Origin of the sequence: Streptomyces sp. NPDC058401 (assembly GCF_042722885.1) — a bacterium.
In the GTDB taxonomy this organism is placed as follows: domain Bacteria; phylum Actinomycetota; class Actinomycetes; order Streptomycetales; family Streptomycetaceae; genus Streptomyces.
The window spans coordinates 94,349-109,942 of record NZ_JBHXKA010000011.1; the positions used below are offsets into that span (position 1 = coordinate 94,349).

The following is a 15,594-nucleotide window of genomic DNA, read 5'->3' on the forward strand; positions in this document are numbered from 1 at the left end:
CCGCATGCCTGTGCCGGTCCGCCAGGCACGTCGGCGGCGGCCACCTCGTCCAGGGGCGCGGGGTGCCGGCGCTCCGGGAGGCCGAACTCGATCGGGACCGGCAGTGTCGTGGGCACCTCGGGCCTTCCTTCCAGGGGGTCGTGCATCAGTCGAACCAGCCGCCGACAGTGCCCTTGACGGAGCCGGCGAAGGCGCCGACCGCGTCGCCGACGGCATCCACAAACTTGTCGGGATCGACGGTGAACTCAAACACCCCGGAGCCGCCTTTGCCGGAGGAGAGGCCGACCTCGCCGCCGAAGTGGTATGTGCCGTTGCCGCCGTCCTCCTTGCCGAAGGTCAGTTCCGCCTCGGCACCCGGACCGTACCAGCCCTCCGCCGTCGAGCCGAAGCCGATCCCGCCGACCTCCGCTCCTCCGGCGACCGAGCCCTTCGCTCCGGCAAGCGCCTGCGCGTTGGGGGTGACCCCGTCCTTGCCCGCGCGGGCCCCGGGCCCCGAGCTGAGCCTCGGCGCCGGCGAATCCGTCGGCCCGGCCGTAGGCGCCGACAGGCCCGTAGTCGACGAGTCCCTCGACCAGGGCACGTGCTCTCACGAAGGCCTCCGCACACGGAAAGGGGTGCCCGGGGCTGTCTGTGGGGTGTGCAGTGTCGCTTCGCCGGTGAACTGGTCTGCCCAGACGGGTGAAGCCTTCTTCGCAGGCCTGCCACTGACGGTGTTGCAGCAGATACAACGGGCCCATGACGATCAAGAAGTGGGCTACGGCTGCGGCCGTCGCAGCCCTCATGCTGTCCCTGCCCGTCACCATTACACAGGCCACTGAGACGAGGACTGCGGCCGGGCCGCACATCGCGCCGACCGGTGTCCCGGTATCCGCGCCCCAGCCTGCCGCAGGTCCCGCCCCGGACGACGACGCTGAGCTGCTGGTCCTGTCGAACGAGGAGTACACCAGGCGCTTCGGGAACCCGACCGCGCGGACGGCCGGTGTGCCAGTGCCTGCCGGTCCGCTCGCACCCGCCGCCACTGTGCTCCAGGATCCCCAGCAGCCTTGACACAAGGTCGACTGGTCCGTCCGCGACAGGGATGGAAACGATATTCCGACCCGATACGGCACCCACCACGGACTTCGGTCGGTAACAGCCATATGTTCACAGCCTTGAGGGCACGCCGCCCGTCATGCGGTACCGGCACGGTGCCCGGTTCTAAGCGGCCGGTGCCGCCAGACGGAAGCCTACGCCGATCGCTTCAAGGTCCGGTTCGTAGGCGCCGTGCCGGCGGGCGCACCGGGCCAGGTCCCGGTCGTGGCGGAACGCGCCGCCTCGGGTGACGTGCCGGTCGAAGGCCCAGTCCTCGGTGTTCGGCACCTCGGTGGGCGCGCCCGGGTAGGGAGCATAGAGGGTGGAGGTCCACTCGTCGGCGTTACCCGCCAAGTCCACCACTCCGAAAGGGCTGGCGCCCTTGGTGAACGAACCGACTGGCGTCGTGGTGCCGATACCGAGATCCACCAGATTGGCCAGGCCGGTGCGGTACTCCTCACCCCACGGAAACTCCCGGCCGTCGTCGCCCCGAGCGGCGCGTTCCCACTCGTCCTCCGTGGGCAGCCGCACACCGAGGTCGAGTCGTTCCCCGAGCCACCGGCAGTAGGCGGTCGCCGCCTCCCAGGCGACCCCGATGACCGGGTGGTCCGCCGGCGCCTGTGGGGCCGGACGGCCGGCGGCCGCCGCGTAGAGGCTCCATTGGCCGACCGTGACCGGGGTGCGGGCGATCCGGAACGCCGGGACGTGGATCTCCGCACGTGGGGCTTCCTTCATGTACCACTCCACCGGCACCCCGGTACCTGCATAGCGGCGGGCCACTGCCACCACCTCGTCGACCGGCGTACCCCGCCGCAGCAACCCGGCAGGTACCTCGACCCAGTTCACCTGCTCCACCCGCATGGCTCCTCTCCTCCTTGGCTCGAACGGATTCCCCTCATGATCACCGCGCTGGTCGGAGCGGGCATCGGCCGATGGACCCATCTCCGCAGCGACCTTGGAACCAGGACATCGGTCCACGGACCGGCTGGGGTCTGCCGCACGATCGGGAGACGGCCATGGAAACCGGCGGGCGGAGCGGTCGGAGGCCGGCTGGAATGCATGGACCCTATCGACGGCAGTGGCCGGCGAGCCGTGTGCCTGTGGTGTGACAAGGGCAGTCAAGGCACAGTTGATGGTCACCGACCCGGACCTACCTGCCCGGGCCGACTCCCTGCCCCGCGAGCTGCGCGCGGTACTGATCCACCCGGAGCACGACGCGAAACGACAGCGGATGGCTGGTCAGGCCGCTGCGATCAGGGCCCGGAGTGCGTGGATCTCACCTATGCGCAGGTGTTCTGGGTGGAGGTGGCGCTCGCATGCGGCCAGTGCTCGTAGGAGTTCTTCCTTCGCCTCCTCGTGCCGGCCCAGGCCGTGGAGGGCGGCGGCCGTGACGAGTTCGAGCTCGCCGGCTGCCCAAGGAAGCGGCTCGTGGAAGGGTTTGCGGGACTCGGCCAGAGCCTCTTCATGACGTCCTTGTCCGGACAGGCTGCGTATCAGCAGGCGGTTCAGGGCGCTCGCCATCTGTCCGTCGGCTCGCGGTAGATGCCAGCGGGCGATCCTCTCCGCCTCGTCGTGCTGATCGTGGACGCACAAGGCGTCCCCCAGCAGGTGCAGGGCGCGTAGTTCGAGGTGTCGCACGTCGCACAGGTGCTCAATCCGTGTCAGCGCCCGCAGGATCGACCTTGCCTCGGCTTCCGCCTCAATCGGCCGTCCGTCGTCGATGAGCAGCCACGCTCGATTCACGCGCGCGTTCAGCAGGAACTCTCGCTCAGCGCCGGACAGCTGGCCCAGTTCCCCGATCAAGGTATCCAGCTCAGCCAGTACGGTGGGCCCTCGCCCGTGTGCGATGGCCGCGGCGATGGCGTAGTACCTCCCCGACCAGACGGTGAAGGGGCGGCGGTCCCGGCCCCGAATGCCTTCGCGAGCGGCGATGACAGCACGTGCTCGCGCCTCGCCGGCCTCGAACAGGCCTTCACGCATCAGGTCAACGGCTTCCACGAGGGCTGCCTCGTGCCATGGTGCCGCAGCGCCCCTTGCCCATTGGATCCAGGCGGCTGCGCTCCACACTCGACTTGGCGATCTCACGGTCTGCGAGACTACGTGTTCGATTCTGAGGGTCGAGGTTGGGGTGGCGAACACCCTCCGGCTGTGACCGAGCGATTGGGGGCACGGAGACAAGCTCCCACACCTTCAGTGCCGGGCCACGCGGGCCGCTCTCGCCGTTTCGTCGGCGCTGGCGGACGTGCTGGCTGGCTGTAGGAGGTCGGATGCTCAGGATGTTCCTTGGTGTGCGACGACACGGTGGACACGAAGAGCCGACACGCGAAGGGGCGACTACGTCTCGGGCCGTACCCACCGCTTGATGATGTGCGGCGCGGAGAATAGAGCTGGCCAGGCTTGCAGCCGAAGCTGCTCGGCGGTCTCGGGTGACTCGGACGAGTCGACGTCCGCATCGACGGCAGCAGCGAGGTTCCGCCGAGAAGCTCGTACGCGAATCCAGTCGGCGGGCATGTCGAAGCGTGCTGCGTCGGGGAGGTAATCGGTGCAGCCCATCACGACGAGGCGTCCCGAAGCCAGGTGGAGACTGGCCTCGACGACGTGGTCGAAGTCCTCCGTGTCATCGTCGGGCTGTTCTGCGAGGACATGGACGATGACCGCAACGGTGACGTTGACGGCGGTGCCGATGGCCACGGCGCCGTCGGTGACGGCGAGCCCGTCCAGCACGGTTTGCGGGGTGGGCTTGTCTTCCGGCGGGCCGCCGACGGGGCGATCCGACCATGAATGCGGGCCTGCCTGGAGAGATTCCGGCTGATTGCCGCAGGGCGTGCCAGTTCACAGCAGCCGCGTTTTCTCCTGGCCGTCGGTGCGAAACCGCGGGTGATTCTCACTGGGGTGCCGCGGTAGTTGTCGTCCGTGTGCGTTGTTGCTGGCCAGCGGCATGCGGTGTCTATGGGGTGTTACCTGCATCAGTGGTCGTGGCTTTGTCCGGGCTCGCCGCCCCGCACCAGGGGCGAAGCTGCAGGTTTCTCTCCTTCATGGCCGGCCCGAGATGCGCTGCGATGCCGTACCCGGGTTCTCCCTCGTAGGGGAGGTCGTAGAGGAACGAGGTCACGATGACCTCGATCGCCCCGGGCACGCGACGCCGCGTCTGTTCCTCCAGGAAGTCAAGGACCCCGCGCCAGTCGGGACCGTCCGGGGCATCCTGCGCCAGGTACGAGTGCACGGTGTCCTGCACGACGTCCCAGAAGAACACGTGCGGAAGCACTCCGTGCTCGTTGAAGACGTGGCTCTCGTAGGCGCCCTCGAACCCGGGCACCTGAACAACGAGGTCCTCCACAAGCCATACGCCGGCAGCATTCACCTCGGCAGTCCCGTCCGTCTCGCGCTCTTCGTTCTCGCCGACCGCCATGTGCCGGGACGCTACCCCTTGGCGTCAGCAAGGACCGGACACCCGCACAATGGAGTCCTCAATAGGCCGGACCGAGCTTCCCGGACCGGTGCTGCCGCCGGACGCCCATCGCGAGACTGACTGACCGCCATGGCGGTGCCTGTTTTACACGGGTGCGCGGTCGCGCTGCCCGGGAACCGCGCCGACGGCGGCTCGCGCCCGGTCTGGTTCTCCGGCGGCTCCCTCGCGTACGACCTGTCGCTGCCGCGGGTCTGCGACCGCTTCGACATCCGGTCGGCGCGAACGCCTGGGCGCTCGCGGACGCCCGTATCCGGGAGGCGGCCGGTCTGCTGGGCCGGGCCGGGGCCGGGCAGGCGGAGGGCCCGGGGGACGTGGCCGCGCTCGGCGCCCTCCTGGTCGCCGCCGCCGTACACGCTGCCGCCCGGGCACGTGTCCAGGCAGCGGCGGATGTCTTCGAGCAGCCGGCAGCCGGCAGCCGGCCGCGCACCGGGCGAGCGGGTGCCGCCGGGGCGGGCCCGGGCCGGGTAGCGGACCTCGGTGCGCGCTTTGGAGAGCGCGCCGCGTACGGCCCCGGGCGGCGGCGCCGAGGTCGTCAATGACGCTGTTGCTCGCGCTGGTGGAAGCGGTGGAGGCCGCGCGCTTGTGGCATGAGGCGAAGGAGCATCGGGCGCAGGCGCAGGCGAAGGCAGCGGCCGACGCCGGGCTGCTGTTGCGTGAGGCGGTCACGACGACGGGCGCCCCGGCCCCCGGAACAGGCCGTACGAAGCCTTCGCGTACGCGGGGCGCGGGCCGTGCCCCGGCACCGTCCGCACGCGCTGGCCCGGTGGCACCGCGCACGCCGCCCGGCCCGGATCGTCCGGGCCCATCCCGGTCCCGCCGACCTTCTGCCCGCGCCCCGAGGAGCCCCTGATGGCCACCCCCGCCCCGCTGCCCGTAGGCGAGCCGTTATCCGAAGCCGTCGCCGAGGCCGCGCAGTCCGCCACGATCGCGATGCGCCTCTTCTTCACCATCGCCGACGCCGTCCGCCGCGCCGCCCAGAAGGCCCGCCAGGGCAAGGAGGACGAGCTCGGCGAGGACGCTGCGAAGCTCGCGCCGGGCTGGGCCGGGGCACAGCTGCGCCCGGTCCTGGACGCGGGCGTGCTCGGTGACCTGATGGCGGGGGCGGACTGGCCGCAGATGGCCCGCCAGCTCGTATCGCTGCAGCAGGCCGGCGTCGGCGTGACCGCCTTCCTGCCCCAGCTCGGCACGGTCGCCACCACCGTCCAGCAGGCTGTCGAGGAGAACTGGGCGACCATCAAGGCCGCGGGCACCGACCGGTGGGCCGATCAGCTCCGGGCGACGATGCCCGAAGGGATGGTCCACGACGCGATCCTCGCCTCCCCGGCCTGCCCGACATGGCCGCCGCCAAGGACCGCCTGCACGGACAGGGCGTCAACGTGACCCGCTTCCTCACCGACGCACGCAAGGCGGGCGTCGGCATCGATGAGGCGGTGGTGGCCACCGTCCCCGCCGCCGCCCGCTCCCGCCGCCGCCCCACTGCGAATCCATCAGCACCCCACCATCCCTACGCGCGGCCGGAACTCCGCCGACGGCGATGGATTGGGTAGCGGCAAGCCAGATCGTGCCGTCTGTCACGACGGCCATCCTGGTGTGTCCCGCTGGCAACCGCTGGTGTCGATGGACGCGAGAACGTCATCGGGTTGGTCAGGGGAGGTATCCAGTAGCCGCCCCATGCCGCCCGGCATCACAGAGCACTGTCAGCGGCGGATGGCAGCATCGGGCGCATGACGCATACGACAGCGTTCGACTGGCGGCCGTTCCTGCTCAGGTGGAGCGGGGAGTGGTCGGATTCCCGGCCCGGTGGCGAGACGCTGGGCGAGGAGGATGAAGCCGTCCGGCGTGCTCGGTGGTTGGGGTTCCCGCCTGCGTCCGAGGAGCGAATCACAGCCATGGAGGCACGCCTCGGCCGACGGATGCCCCCGTCCTACCGGGAATTCCTCAAGGTCAGCGACGGGTGGCAGCACGCCGGCCAGTTCATCTGGTCGCTGGCGGGGACCACGGACACGCGCTGGCACAACAACGAGTCCGGCCTCGCTGACATATTCGGGGAGTACCTGGACGACGACGCCGGACCCGCCGAGCGGCGGGGTGCGGACCTCTGGCGGCGCGGGCTCCAGCTCGACGTCGAGTCCGACGCCACCTATGTCCTCTTGGATCCCGAGGACGTGGACGAGGAAGGTGAATGGGCCGTGTATACGTGGGCGAGCTGGCTGGCCAAGCCCCCCGAGCGGTACGCGAACTTCATCGAGTTCATGCGGGACATGCACCGGCAGTTTCACAGGCTTCAAGCACGCCCGGCCGACGGGGAGCCGGACTTCACCAACGACACCACGCGAGAGCTCGACGTCCTGGTGGAGCAGGCCCGGCTGGAGGCATTGCGCGGCAATTGGGAACGGGCCGGGCAGGCGCTGGACGAGGCGAAGGAGTACGGCAGACCGTGCGCCGCCGGGCTGGGTGACCAGATTCGCCGCCTGCTCGGACAGACCTACATGGTCTATTTCGAGGATTTGGTGACCGATCCGCAGTACGCGACCGAGCTGCTGCCGGCCCTCGTCGCCGAGCACGCGGCGCACTCGTCCACGGACGACTCGATGTTGATGTTCCACCTCAAGGGAGCCGGAGACGACGTGGTGTCCCTGGCCTGCGAGACGCTGGAGCTGGTACGCAACGGCACCTACCGGTACACGGCGACCGGCCCGTTCGGGGAAGCGGTCGAACGGGCCCGGGAGCTGGCACGGTGGGGCGACACCGACGGGGCATGGCAAGCGCTGGTCGACGCCCTGCCGATGTGGCAGCCGCTGGGCCCCGACCACCTGGCTCCGCTGGGGTGGGTGGCCGACCCCCTTCTCGGATCCCTGCTGACCCCGGAACGGGGCCGCGAGCTGCTGTCCACCCCCAGGGGCGGGCAGGCGGGTGAGACACCGAGCCCCACGGCCGGCCTCGACCCGAACAACCTGGCGTGGCTTGCACACCCGGACGCCAACGACAACCTCACGTCGTACCGGTTCGTCCTGGTCGAAGGCGTGAAACCGGAGGACTTGCCCGGACTCCTCGCGGACGGGAACGAGGCAGCGCTCGGTGATCCTGCCGCCTCCTACGAAGCCCGCCGCAGATTGTTCCGCGGACAGAAGGACTCCTCGTCCTACGACGACAAGGCCCTCATGGCAGTCGGCCGGGCCGGCACGCGTTGGAGCTTCGCCTTCGACTGCGACCCGGCGGGTTTCGACCCGCAGCGGTTCGTCTCCCCAGCCGCGGCCGCCAGCGAGGGTACCCGCGCAGTGGTCGTGTGGAGCGGTTTGAGGACCCCGCGAGGGGAACCCTTCTTCCATCTTTCCGTAGCGCAAGACGGTACAGAGCAGTACGCCTTCACCTACGCAGGCGGAGAGATACGCCGAACGGGGGAAGTCCCACGGGCGCTGGACCCGGACCGGTTCCTCGGCTCTCACAGGGAGGGCGACGAGGCGGAACGATTGCTACTGGAGGCCATGACCGCTGAGTTCGGCGTCCAACTGCCGCGCCACGCGATCACCGGCGGACGGCTGCACACGTTCACCACCCGCTCATGGACACGGCCACCGAGAAACGGGGAGACGCACACCGTGGTCACCATCAGCTGAGATACCGCGCGCTGACGGATATGCCGTGCGCCTCGTCGCACACGGCCACAGCCCGGGACAGGGTGGAACGGCCTACACGGAGGTGCGCGGCGATGGCGGTCACAGACTCCGCCGCGTCGCAGCGCCACGGGGCGATGCTGCGCGAAGTAGCCATCCGCACCTGCATTCCCGTCGAGCTGCGAGCTCCGTGGCGTTTGTGCGGCGGAGACAGCGGCATCAACCAGGGAGGCTGCCTGCCCGGCAACGAGGCTCTGCTGCCCCTGGATCAGGTCGTTGAGATCTATGGACATCGAGGTCGTCACCCCTCCGTGGACAGCTCGTGGGAGCCTTCGCCGAGTGAGACAGCGGAGCCGGCTGGCCGGGCTCGCCTCGGTGCGGTGGACGTGAAGGGCGATCCGAGTGTCACGGACAGGGTCCGGGGGTCGTTCTGCCGGGGCCGCTCCGGGTCATGGTTGCCAGTAGTTGCGCTGAGGCAGTTCGACCCATACATCTGGGGGTCCCGCGACGGCGCGTGCATCGGTTAGCCGCAGACCGGTAAAGCCGCACGCGTACGCTGCCGCGTTGTGCTGGTAAAGGTAGGAGGCCAGGACTTCTTCGGGACTGTCGCCGGGCGCGGGCGACCCGCCCGGGTGAAGGTCCGCCCCTTCAAGGTTGCCGTCACGGGCGGTTCTTCCCTGGTCGCCGCTTTTGGGGTTGGCGTAGAGCCCGTAGCAGAGCGTTCCGGCGGACAGACGGGTTACAACGCCGGGTGTCGAGGCGATGTAGCCCCACGGTTGGGTGATGACGCAACCACCGCGCACGGTGGTCACGCCCACGATCTGCAGGTTCGGGTCGAAGCCGTACGCCCAGGGCTCTTCGTGGTGCTGCTTCAGTTCTTCGGCGTCCGCTGGGGCCGCCTCCAGGCGGCGTATTGCTTCCTCGGTATTGATCCCGGCCACGCACGCCAGACTCGTGCCCTCGTAATGGAGGCCTGCCAGTGCGGCGACAAGCCCTGCGGCTGCCCGCGCGGCCGTTTGTTCCACCAGGCTCAAGTTGCACATTCTTTCAGGCACTTCGAACAGGTCGGGTGTTGGTCCGGCCAGGCTGAGCCGCCCCGGTGACCAGCCCCCGAGCAGTGGTCTCCAGGGATCCGCGCCAGCAGCGGCCAGCGCCCGCGCGTTATCCGGCCGGTCGGACCAGACGGCTTCCCACAACGCGGTTGTCCCGTCCTGCAGTGCGTCCACGTCCACGACATGCCGAGCCAGCTCGGCAACCACGCGCGGCGTCCCCCAGACCGCCGCCCGGTGCAGGGGCCGCCCTCCGCTCCACGCTTCCGGATCGGCACCCTCATCAAGGCGCCGCGCCACATCGGCGTGGTCTGCCCAGCCCTCCCAGCCCATCCCAGCCCAGACATCCTTGCGACCCGTCACCGGTCCCTCTCCCATGCAAATCGGGCCGGCTCCTGCCACCACCCCGTCCGCGCAGCATCTCAGGCGGGTCTGACAGACAGCCGAGGATCATCTGAAGGCCGGGGCTGATGAGGTGCTGTGCCGGGACTCGGATGAGTGGACCGCGGCAGGGTGTCCTGGACCCCGGCAGCATCCGGCTCACCGGGTCAGGCGGGAGCCGAGTACGGGCAGCAGCCGGTCGGTCAGTATGCGGCGGGCCGGTTCGGAGGACAGCCACAGAAGCTTGTGGTGGGTGCCGTCCGTCATCGTCACGGTAAGGCCGGACGTGGTGAGACCGCGGTGCAGACGGGCGTGCGCGATGCCGTCGAAGGGGATGACCTTGTTGGTGCGGTGCCCCGCCAGGACGGCCGCCGGGTCGTAGCCGATCACAGTGGTGGCCTTGTGTTCCGGCACGCCGGGGCTGATGGAGTGCACGACGGAGTCGACGAATCCGCCACGGATGCGGACCAGGGAATCCGGCAGCAGCCACAACTCGCCGTGCAACCAGTCGAACCAGCCCGTCGTGCAACTGGCGGCGAGCAACTGAGCGTGCTGCACCTTCAGGCCGTAGCCGCGCTGGACGGCGTCGTCCAGCAGGGCGTCCCACGCTTCGAGGGAGCGGACACGCATGCGCTCCTCCACCCACCCGAGGGTTGAGTGGTACGCCAGACCTGCCGTCCCGTCGGGCTGCAGCTCGACGGACAGGACCACACCCCAGTCCGGTCCTGTGATCTGTACGGCAAGGCCATCGGGGGCCGTGACCGGCCCGTGCTCGGCCGGTGCATAGGAACCCGTTTGATGCCGCCACAGAGCAGGAGATACGTCCAATCCCTCCGCGAGCCACCGCTCCCTGCGGAGGCCCAGACGTGCGCCGGCCAGATGCAGGTCTATTCGGTGCCTCATCCCCACGGAGTCGCCTCGTCGAGAGGAATCACGAGTCCGACGCCGTCGGCCGCAACGGCGATCGCGAAGTCGAAGTGCTGGATGACCAACGCCCACCCGGTGTTCTCGTTGTCAGTACCGTTCGCCCCCGAAAGAACCATGGCCAAACGGTACCTGTCCGTCGTTGCAATCCCGTCCGTATCCCTCCTCGTTGTGCGATGTGCCGGTTCCGTCTCAGTGGGGTGTTGTCAGCGAAATGCCGGAGGGTTTTGGCGTCGGTACACCCGGCTGGGTGGGTCGAGTGCTCCGAGTCGCGATGCATGCTGCCGCCCGCGTCTTTGAGGCCGGCTGGGGCCTGACCTCGATGCCTCCCGGCGACCGGACCGCGCGCCGGGCGCCGGCCACGGGGGAGATGGCGAAGGCGGAGCGCCAGGGCCTGGTGGAGACGGCCCGGGAGTCGCTGCAGCGCACGGTGCGTCAGGCCGTCGCGCTCGCCGCGGGGGACACCGATGTCCCGGAGCGGCTGCGCGACTGCGGTCTTCGTGTGCGTGAGCGCCGCGACGATGAGGGCGCGCTCGTCGGGTACCCGGTGGTGCTGCCCCGGGACCGCGGGGAGAGTGGGAGCCGGCCGGTCTGTTCGGGCGGGCCGGGTAGTCGGAGGGCGCGGGGGATGTGGCCGCGCTCGGCGACCTCCTGCCGACGCCGTCCATGCCCCCCGCCCTGGTACGGACACGTCTGCAGGCGGCGGCGGAGGCCGTCGAGCAGGCCGGCCGCGCACCGGGCGAGCGGTCCCTGGCCGGGCAGGCGCGGGCGGAACAGCGGTCCTCCGCACGTGTGTTGGAGCGCGCCCCGCGTACGGTACGCGGCGGCGGCGCGGCCGTGGTCGTGCCGCTGCTCCTCGTGCTGGTGGAGGCGGTGGAGCCAGCCCGGTTGTGGCATGAGGCGAAGGAGCGCCAGGCGCAGGCGAAGGCTGCGGCCGCCGCCGGACTGCTGCCCTGCGAGGCCGCGAAGTGGCGGGCGCGGCGGCTGCCCGTACGGCCGTACGGCTCTTTCGCGTACACGGGGCTCGGGCCGTGGCCCGGCACCGTCCGCATGCGTTAGCCCGGTAGTGCCGCGTACGCCGGCCGGTCCGGACCGGCCGGGCCCGGCCCGGTCCCGCTGACCACGCACCCGCCAAGATCCGTGGAGCCTCCCGCTGATGGCCACCCCCGCGGACTCGGCCAGGCCGGGGCGAGGTGCGAAGGATGACCCCGGCGAGCTTCACGCCACCCTGTCCGTGGCCGACCCCAGAGTAGGGATCCGGATCGGATCGGTCTTGTAGAAATCGGCGGATCGGCGAATGCGTCGTGCGAGTCGTGAGACCTGGGATCTGCGACCGATCCTGCCGGTCACGGGCGCCATCCGGAACGGGTATTCAGCTCATCCACCCCTGTCAGGGCCTCGACGGGTGATTTTTCGGCCATCCTGGCCGTCCGCCGCGCAGCCCCCCGCGCAGCCCGAACGCCGATGACCGACGGTAAGGTCCAGACCATTTGTGCTGGTTGTGGACTAGACCATTTCAGCTCGGTGAGTCGAACCGAGAGGCCTTGCACGGATCTGGCACCTTCGCCGAGAACGCATACGCCGCGCCCCGTACGTGCGCATTCGTACTCCTCGCGGCCAGAACCAGCCAACGCCGCCACATCATTGACCGCCGTGGCCGGCCGCCGCTTTGATCACCCCTGCCCGGCGACCGGCGGGCGGCCCCCCTGGGCCGTACTCCGGCACCGGCTGCCCGGCTCCTGCCGGGAACCGCACCCAACGGGAGGAAACCCATGAAGTTCCGTCAGCACCTGGCCGCCCTGGTCACCACCACCGCGTTGCTCACCGGCCTCGGCGCTGTTGCTGCCACCGGCACGGCGAGCGCGGCCACCACCGCCACCTGCCACAAGTACTCGGGCTCCGACAAGTCCACCGCGACTGGCAAGCTCAAGGGCACCTACAACCTGAAGAACGGAGTGGGAGCCGACTGCGGCAACATCCAGTCCGTCTCCTCCAGCGTCACGCTCAACATCGGCTGCTACAAGCAGAACCCCGACAGCGGCGTCTGGTGGATCTACGTCAAGGCCGGCTCCAACTGGGGCTGGATCTCCAGCGACAACTTCGCCTCCTTCACCGGTGGTTCCGGTTCGGCGGGTCCGAACTGCTGACGTCCGACACCTGAAAGCGCTGGTGGGCGGGTTGGCACGGCCGCCCCGCCCACCGCGTCACCGTGCGTTCATGCGCGATCTCGTTCACCTGGGCCTCCCTCCGTGGTGCCAGCGCAGCGGCGGAATCCGCGCGCCGCAGGAGAGGGGGGCGGGCGGCCCCCAGCCTGGAACAACAGGAAGTCGGTGGGCTGCGCTGTCGGTTTGAACCGCCCTTCCTGAGGCGTCCTCGGCGCGACCGCCATACGCACCCGAACCCCAGCGCCTGCAGGGCGACCTCCGCCTACCCCGCCGATCCGGCAGGCGCTCGATCTGTCCGCCGCAGTGAAGGGCATGTCCCCGTACTGGTCCTCGTCGGCGAGTACGACTTCTCAGGGGGCTTCGCGGTCTGTTCCGGACTCGAGGGGGCGACGCACGGGGCGAGCGGCGCAGCCGCCGGGGCCGAGGGTGCTCGGCGGTGCTACGGACTCGGCCCGGCTCAGGGATTCAGGATCAGGATCTGAACCCTCGCGTACGCCGATTCCGCCGTGGTCCGCCTGCTCAAGCCCCGTCGATGCGGTCGAGGAGCGCCTTGGGTAGGCACGAGGGTGCCGTCCACGATGAGCACGGTGTACATGGCGAACCGCTTGCGCGGCTGGAGCGCGAGCATCGGCCCCAGATGATCGATGATGCGGTCCGCTGCCGACTTGGAGACATCAAAGACCGGGCCGAGTTGGCGCATTGTGAGGTTCGTGCGCCAGTAGGCGGCGACCAGCAGCGCCCTGTCTTCAAGTGGCAGGCTCCATGGCCTGCCACTGCGATTCGCTTCTGCCCCTCGCGTTGCCGCACCGTCACCAGTTTTCGGAACAGCCTCGGGCTCAGCCCGGTGGACGGGCCTGTCCAGGACGGCTCCGACGCCGTGATCACACCAGCCACGCCGAGATCATCACACCGCGGTCAGGCGGAGGTCCCCAGCCCGGCTCTCACAACGGACTCGACCGGTGGGAAATGAGAGCTCCAGGGCGATGCGCCCGGTGTTCGGCTCGTGGTCCTCCCGCACCGCGAGAACGCTCTCCCCGAGATGGTCTGCGAACGGCGTGCTGTCGCCCATCGCGCCCACGGTGATGAGGCCCGATTCGCCCATGTCATGGCCGGCGTGCGGCTCCGACACCTCAACGATCAGACACCAATCCGATCCCGTCGTGATGTGTACGGCGGCCTCCTGGCCATCGAGCAGCCACACATCGAGCGGGCCCGCGGGGTCGTCTCTGCCGTACAAGTGCCACGATCCGACGACACCTGCGAGCCGACGCCCCAGCAGGCTCTGCGCGCCCGCGCCAGCGCCATGAAGTGGGCACTCCTTCGACTTCTCAGACTCCATCGGACGACCGTAGCGCCAGCCGAACTTCCAGCTCACAGCCCTATACGGGACAACCCTTAGCCAGGTCCAATATATCGGTCCAATATCTGACAGCAGGGCAGCGAGGAGATACTCGTGCCAGGTGTTCATCCCTCTTTGTTTCGGAGGAAGCGTTCCCTCCTTCCCGGCCCGGCGAGTAGGAAACAAATAAGATCGAAGTGCATGCTTCGAAGGGAGGCGGGCATGAGTGGCTTCGGAGGTTGATAACTATGGTTCCCCTGCTTCTTGTTCTTCTGCTGATTCTGGTTCTTGTCGGTGCGGGTTTCGCGCTCAAGGTTCTCTGGTGGGTCGCGATCGCGGTCCTGGTGTTGTGGCTGATCGGGTTCGTCGCCCGCCCGAAGGGCGGGAGCGGACGCTGGTACCGCTGGTAGGTACCCGAAGTAATCACAGCTCAGGCAGTATGCAGCGATGGCCCGCTGCTCCCGGACGGGGGCGGTGGGCCATCGTCATGCCCGCACACGGAACTGGTCTTTCAGTAACGGATGAAATCGGATATCGCGGGTATCTGGGCGGGTGGTCGGGATGGTCGCCGTGACGTAGCAGGCGACCTGCTCACCTCCAGGATCGACGGCCATCCCGGCCTTGTGGTCGATCCGGGTGTGTAGGGAAGCGAAAGCGGGGCATGTGCGGTTCAGGCGGAAAGCAGAAACCGCCGCGCACGGCATACGATTCAAAATGAGGGTATGGAGATTACTTTCTCTTCATGTCCTTGATTTATCGAAGGAGTTGTTTTGCGTGACTGAGCATGTGTGGAGTTACACGTCCACCTCGGGCCACCTGGCCGGCACCGACCTGACCGGTTACAAGGTCGAGGCGGCTGACGGCAGTATCGGCAAGGTGGACAAGCACTCCGACGAGGTCGGTGACGCCTATCTGGTCGTGGACACCGGCGTCTGGATCTTCGGCAAGGAGGTCCTCCTGCCGGCGAGCACGGTGACTCGCGTCGACCCGCAGGAGAAGAAGCTCTACGTCGACCGGACGAAGGAGCAGATCAAGAGTGCTCCCGAGTTCCACCGCGACCAGCACCTCGGCAACGCCGGCTATCACGAGGAGCTGGGCACCTACTACGGCTCCGGCGCGCCCTTCGGCGGTCGCCCCGCCTGATTGACCCTTCGCGTGTGGGGCCCGAACTCACAGAGTTCGGGCCCCACACGCGTTTGGTCGCAAGGAACCGGCCACGCCGGCCACACCGCTCATCCCGACCGGTGGCTCCGCCTGCGTCGGTGGGCCAAGCCCTCCAGGTTCGGGCCGCTACTCGAACACCCGCTGGGACACCGGCGCCGTCCTCACCGTCGTCGCCCGCTGCGCCGGCCCCGACCTCCTTGCCCGCATCCCGCGCCGCCTCCCCGGCGGCTGCGCACTGTTCTTCGGCCGGGCCAAGCCAGGCCGAACTGCGCCGGCGCCAGCCCACCGCCGCCTGCCCCAGCCGCTCTGGGCCGCGGGCAGCCAGGGCATACGTCGGGGCCGGGGCCCCGCGGCGGGGCCCGCCCCCCCCGGGGGGGGGGGCGTGGGTGGTGGGGGGCGGGATAGTTTTCGTGGGGGC

General features: G+C 69.3%; 16 protein-coding genes and 1 pseudogene. 7 read left to right on the top strand and 10 right to left on the bottom strand.

Features of this window, described 5'->3' with window-relative positions:
* Positions 1-145: 145 nt before the first annotated feature.
* Entirely contained in the window at positions 146-580 is a 435-nt protein-coding gene (locus ACFWNV_RS06335; protein ID WP_383941348.1) for a hypothetical protein, read from the bottom strand.
* 155 nt (positions 581-735) lie between these two features.
* Here ACFWNV_RS06335 and ACFWNV_RS06340 point away from each other — a divergent pair, with 155 nt between their 5' ends.
* Positions 736-1,047, top strand: a complete 312-nt coding sequence (locus ACFWNV_RS06340) for a hypothetical protein (RefSeq protein ID WP_383941350.1) — start codon at positions 736-738, stop codon at positions 1,045-1,047.
* A 150-nt stretch (positions 1,048-1,197) separates the two neighbouring features.
* Here the strand turns inward: ACFWNV_RS06340 and ACFWNV_RS06345 are convergent, their stop codons facing one another.
* The 4 genes from ACFWNV_RS06345 to ACFWNV_RS06360 form a co-directional block, all read right to left on the bottom strand.
* Positions 1,198-1,932, bottom strand: coding sequence for a formylglycine-generating enzyme family protein (locus ACFWNV_RS06345; RefSeq protein ID WP_383941353.1), 735 nt, complete (start codon positions 1,930-1,932; stop codon positions 1,198-1,200).
* A 378-nt stretch (positions 1,933-2,310) separates the two neighbouring features.
* Positions 2,311-3,069 carry a hypothetical protein gene (locus tag ACFWNV_RS06350; protein WP_383941356.1) on the bottom strand — a complete coding sequence of 253 codons (759 nt, stop codon included), beginning with the start codon at positions 3,067-3,069 and terminating at the stop codon, positions 2,311-2,313.
* Between the two features lie 336 nt (positions 3,070-3,405).
* The gene (locus ACFWNV_RS06355; RefSeq protein WP_383941359.1) at positions 3,406-3,795 is read right to left on the bottom strand and encodes a hypothetical protein; all 390 of its coding nucleotides are present in this window, start codon (positions 3,793-3,795) and stop codon (positions 3,406-3,408) included.
* Positions 3,796-4,018: 223 nt separating this feature from the next.
* Positions 4,019-4,480: a hypothetical protein gene (locus tag ACFWNV_RS06360; RefSeq protein ID WP_383941362.1), complete on the bottom strand. Its 462-nt coding sequence runs from the start codon at positions 4,478-4,480 to the stop codon at positions 4,019-4,021.
* A 909-nt stretch (positions 4,481-5,389) separates the two neighbouring features.
* Here ACFWNV_RS06360 and ACFWNV_RS06365 point away from each other — a divergent pair.
* On the top strand, positions 5,390-5,920 hold the full coding sequence (locus ACFWNV_RS06365; RefSeq protein WP_383941365.1) for a hypothetical protein: 531 nt from the start codon (positions 5,390-5,392) through the stop codon (positions 5,918-5,920).
* Between the two features lie 344 nt (positions 5,921-6,264).
* Complete coding sequence (locus tag ACFWNV_RS06370; RefSeq protein ID WP_383941369.1) at positions 6,265-8,157, top strand: SMI1/KNR4 family protein; 1,893 nt, start codon at positions 6,265-6,267, stop codon at positions 8,155-8,157.
* 446 nt (positions 8,158-8,603) lie between these two features.
* On the opposite strand, the gene ACFWNV_RS06375 is transcribed toward ACFWNV_RS06370, so the two are convergent.
* The 3 genes from ACFWNV_RS06375 to ACFWNV_RS06385 form a co-directional block, all read right to left on the bottom strand.
* Positions 8,604-9,566, bottom strand: a complete 963-nt coding sequence (locus ACFWNV_RS06375; RefSeq protein WP_383941372.1) for a DUF6461 domain-containing protein — start codon at positions 9,564-9,566, stop codon at positions 8,604-8,606.
* Between the two features lie 177 nt (positions 9,567-9,743).
* Entirely contained in the window at positions 9,744-10,214 is a 471-nt protein-coding gene (locus ACFWNV_RS06380; protein ID WP_383941374.1) for a hypothetical protein, read from the bottom strand.
* 269 nt (positions 10,215-10,483) lie between these two features.
* Entirely contained in the window at positions 10,484-10,627 is a 144-nt protein-coding gene (locus tag ACFWNV_RS06385) for a hypothetical protein (RefSeq protein WP_383941377.1), read from the bottom strand.
* A 511-nt stretch (positions 10,628-11,138) separates the two neighbouring features.
* Here ACFWNV_RS06385 and ACFWNV_RS06390 point away from each other — a divergent pair.
* A complete protein-coding gene (locus ACFWNV_RS06390; RefSeq protein WP_383941380.1) occupies positions 11,139-11,567 on the top strand; it encodes a hypothetical protein in 429 nt (142 codons plus the stop codon).
* A 713-nt stretch (positions 11,568-12,280) separates the two neighbouring features.
* Positions 12,281-12,655, top strand: a complete 375-nt coding sequence (locus tag ACFWNV_RS06395) for a hypothetical protein (RefSeq protein ID WP_383941382.1) — start codon at positions 12,281-12,283, stop codon at positions 12,653-12,655.
* Positions 12,656-13,223: 568 nt separating this feature from the next.
* Here the strand turns inward: ACFWNV_RS06395 and ACFWNV_RS06400 are convergent.
* Together ACFWNV_RS06400 and ACFWNV_RS06405 are read right to left on the bottom strand one after the other, a co-directional pair.
* Positions 13,224-13,567, bottom strand: a pseudogene (locus ACFWNV_RS06400) (transposase family protein); the annotation flags it as partial.
* Positions 13,568-13,577: 10 nt separating this feature from the next.
* A complete protein-coding gene (locus ACFWNV_RS06405) occupies positions 13,578-14,141 on the bottom strand; it encodes a hypothetical protein (protein WP_383941385.1) in 564 nt (187 codons plus the stop codon).
* 119 nt (positions 14,142-14,260) lie between these two features.
* Between ACFWNV_RS06405 and ACFWNV_RS06410 the strand changes: the two genes are divergently transcribed.
* Together ACFWNV_RS06410 and ACFWNV_RS06415 are read left to right on the top strand one after the other, a co-directional pair.
* Positions 14,261-14,422, top strand: a complete 162-nt coding sequence (locus ACFWNV_RS06410) for a hydrophobic protein (protein WP_383941388.1) — start codon at positions 14,261-14,263, stop codon at positions 14,420-14,422.
* A gap of 364 nt (positions 14,423-14,786) precedes the next feature.
* Positions 14,787-15,155 carry a PRC-barrel domain-containing protein gene (locus tag ACFWNV_RS06415; protein ID WP_383941391.1) on the top strand — a complete coding sequence of 123 codons (369 nt, stop codon included), beginning with the start codon at positions 14,787-14,789 and terminating at the stop codon, positions 15,153-15,155.
* Positions 15,156-15,594 lie beyond the last annotated feature (439 nt).

Bases quoted from the DNA above. Each gene is read 5' to 3' on its own strand.
- ACFWNV_RS06395 (WP_383941382.1), top strand. From the start codon at position 12,281: ATGAAGTTCCGTCAGCACCTGGCCGCCCTGGTCACCACCACCGCGTTG.
- ACFWNV_RS06380 (WP_383941374.1), bottom strand. From the start codon at position 10,214: ATGCGTGTCCGCTCCCTCGAAGCGTGGGACGCCCTGCTGGACGACGCC.
- ACFWNV_RS06385 (WP_383941377.1), bottom strand. From the start codon at position 10,627: ATGGTTCTTTCGGGGGCGAACGGTACTGACAACGAGAACACCGGGTGG.
- ACFWNV_RS06365 (WP_383941365.1), top strand. From the start codon at position 5,390: ATGGCCACCCCCGCCCCGCTGCCCGTAGGCGAGCCGTTATCCGAAGCC.
- ACFWNV_RS06410 (WP_383941388.1), top strand. From the start codon at position 14,261: ATGGTTCCCCTGCTTCTTGTTCTTCTGCTGATTCTGGTTCTTGTCGGT.
- ACFWNV_RS06340 (WP_383941350.1), top strand. From the start codon at position 736: ATGACGATCAAGAAGTGGGCTACGGCTGCGGCCGTCGCAGCCCTCATG.
- ACFWNV_RS06370 (WP_383941369.1), top strand. From the start codon at position 6,265: ATGACGCATACGACAGCGTTCGACTGGCGGCCGTTCCTGCTCAGGTGG.
- ACFWNV_RS06405 (WP_383941385.1), bottom strand. From the start codon at position 14,141: ATGAACACCTGGCACGAGTATCTCCTCGCTGCCCTGCTGTCAGATATT.
- ACFWNV_RS06360 (WP_383941362.1), bottom strand. From the start codon at position 4,480: ATGGCGGTCGGCGAGAACGAAGAGCGCGAGACGGACGGGACTGCCGAG.
- ACFWNV_RS06345 (WP_383941353.1), bottom strand. From the start codon at position 1,932: ATGCGGGTGGAGCAGGTGAACTGGGTCGAGGTACCTGCCGGGTTGCTG.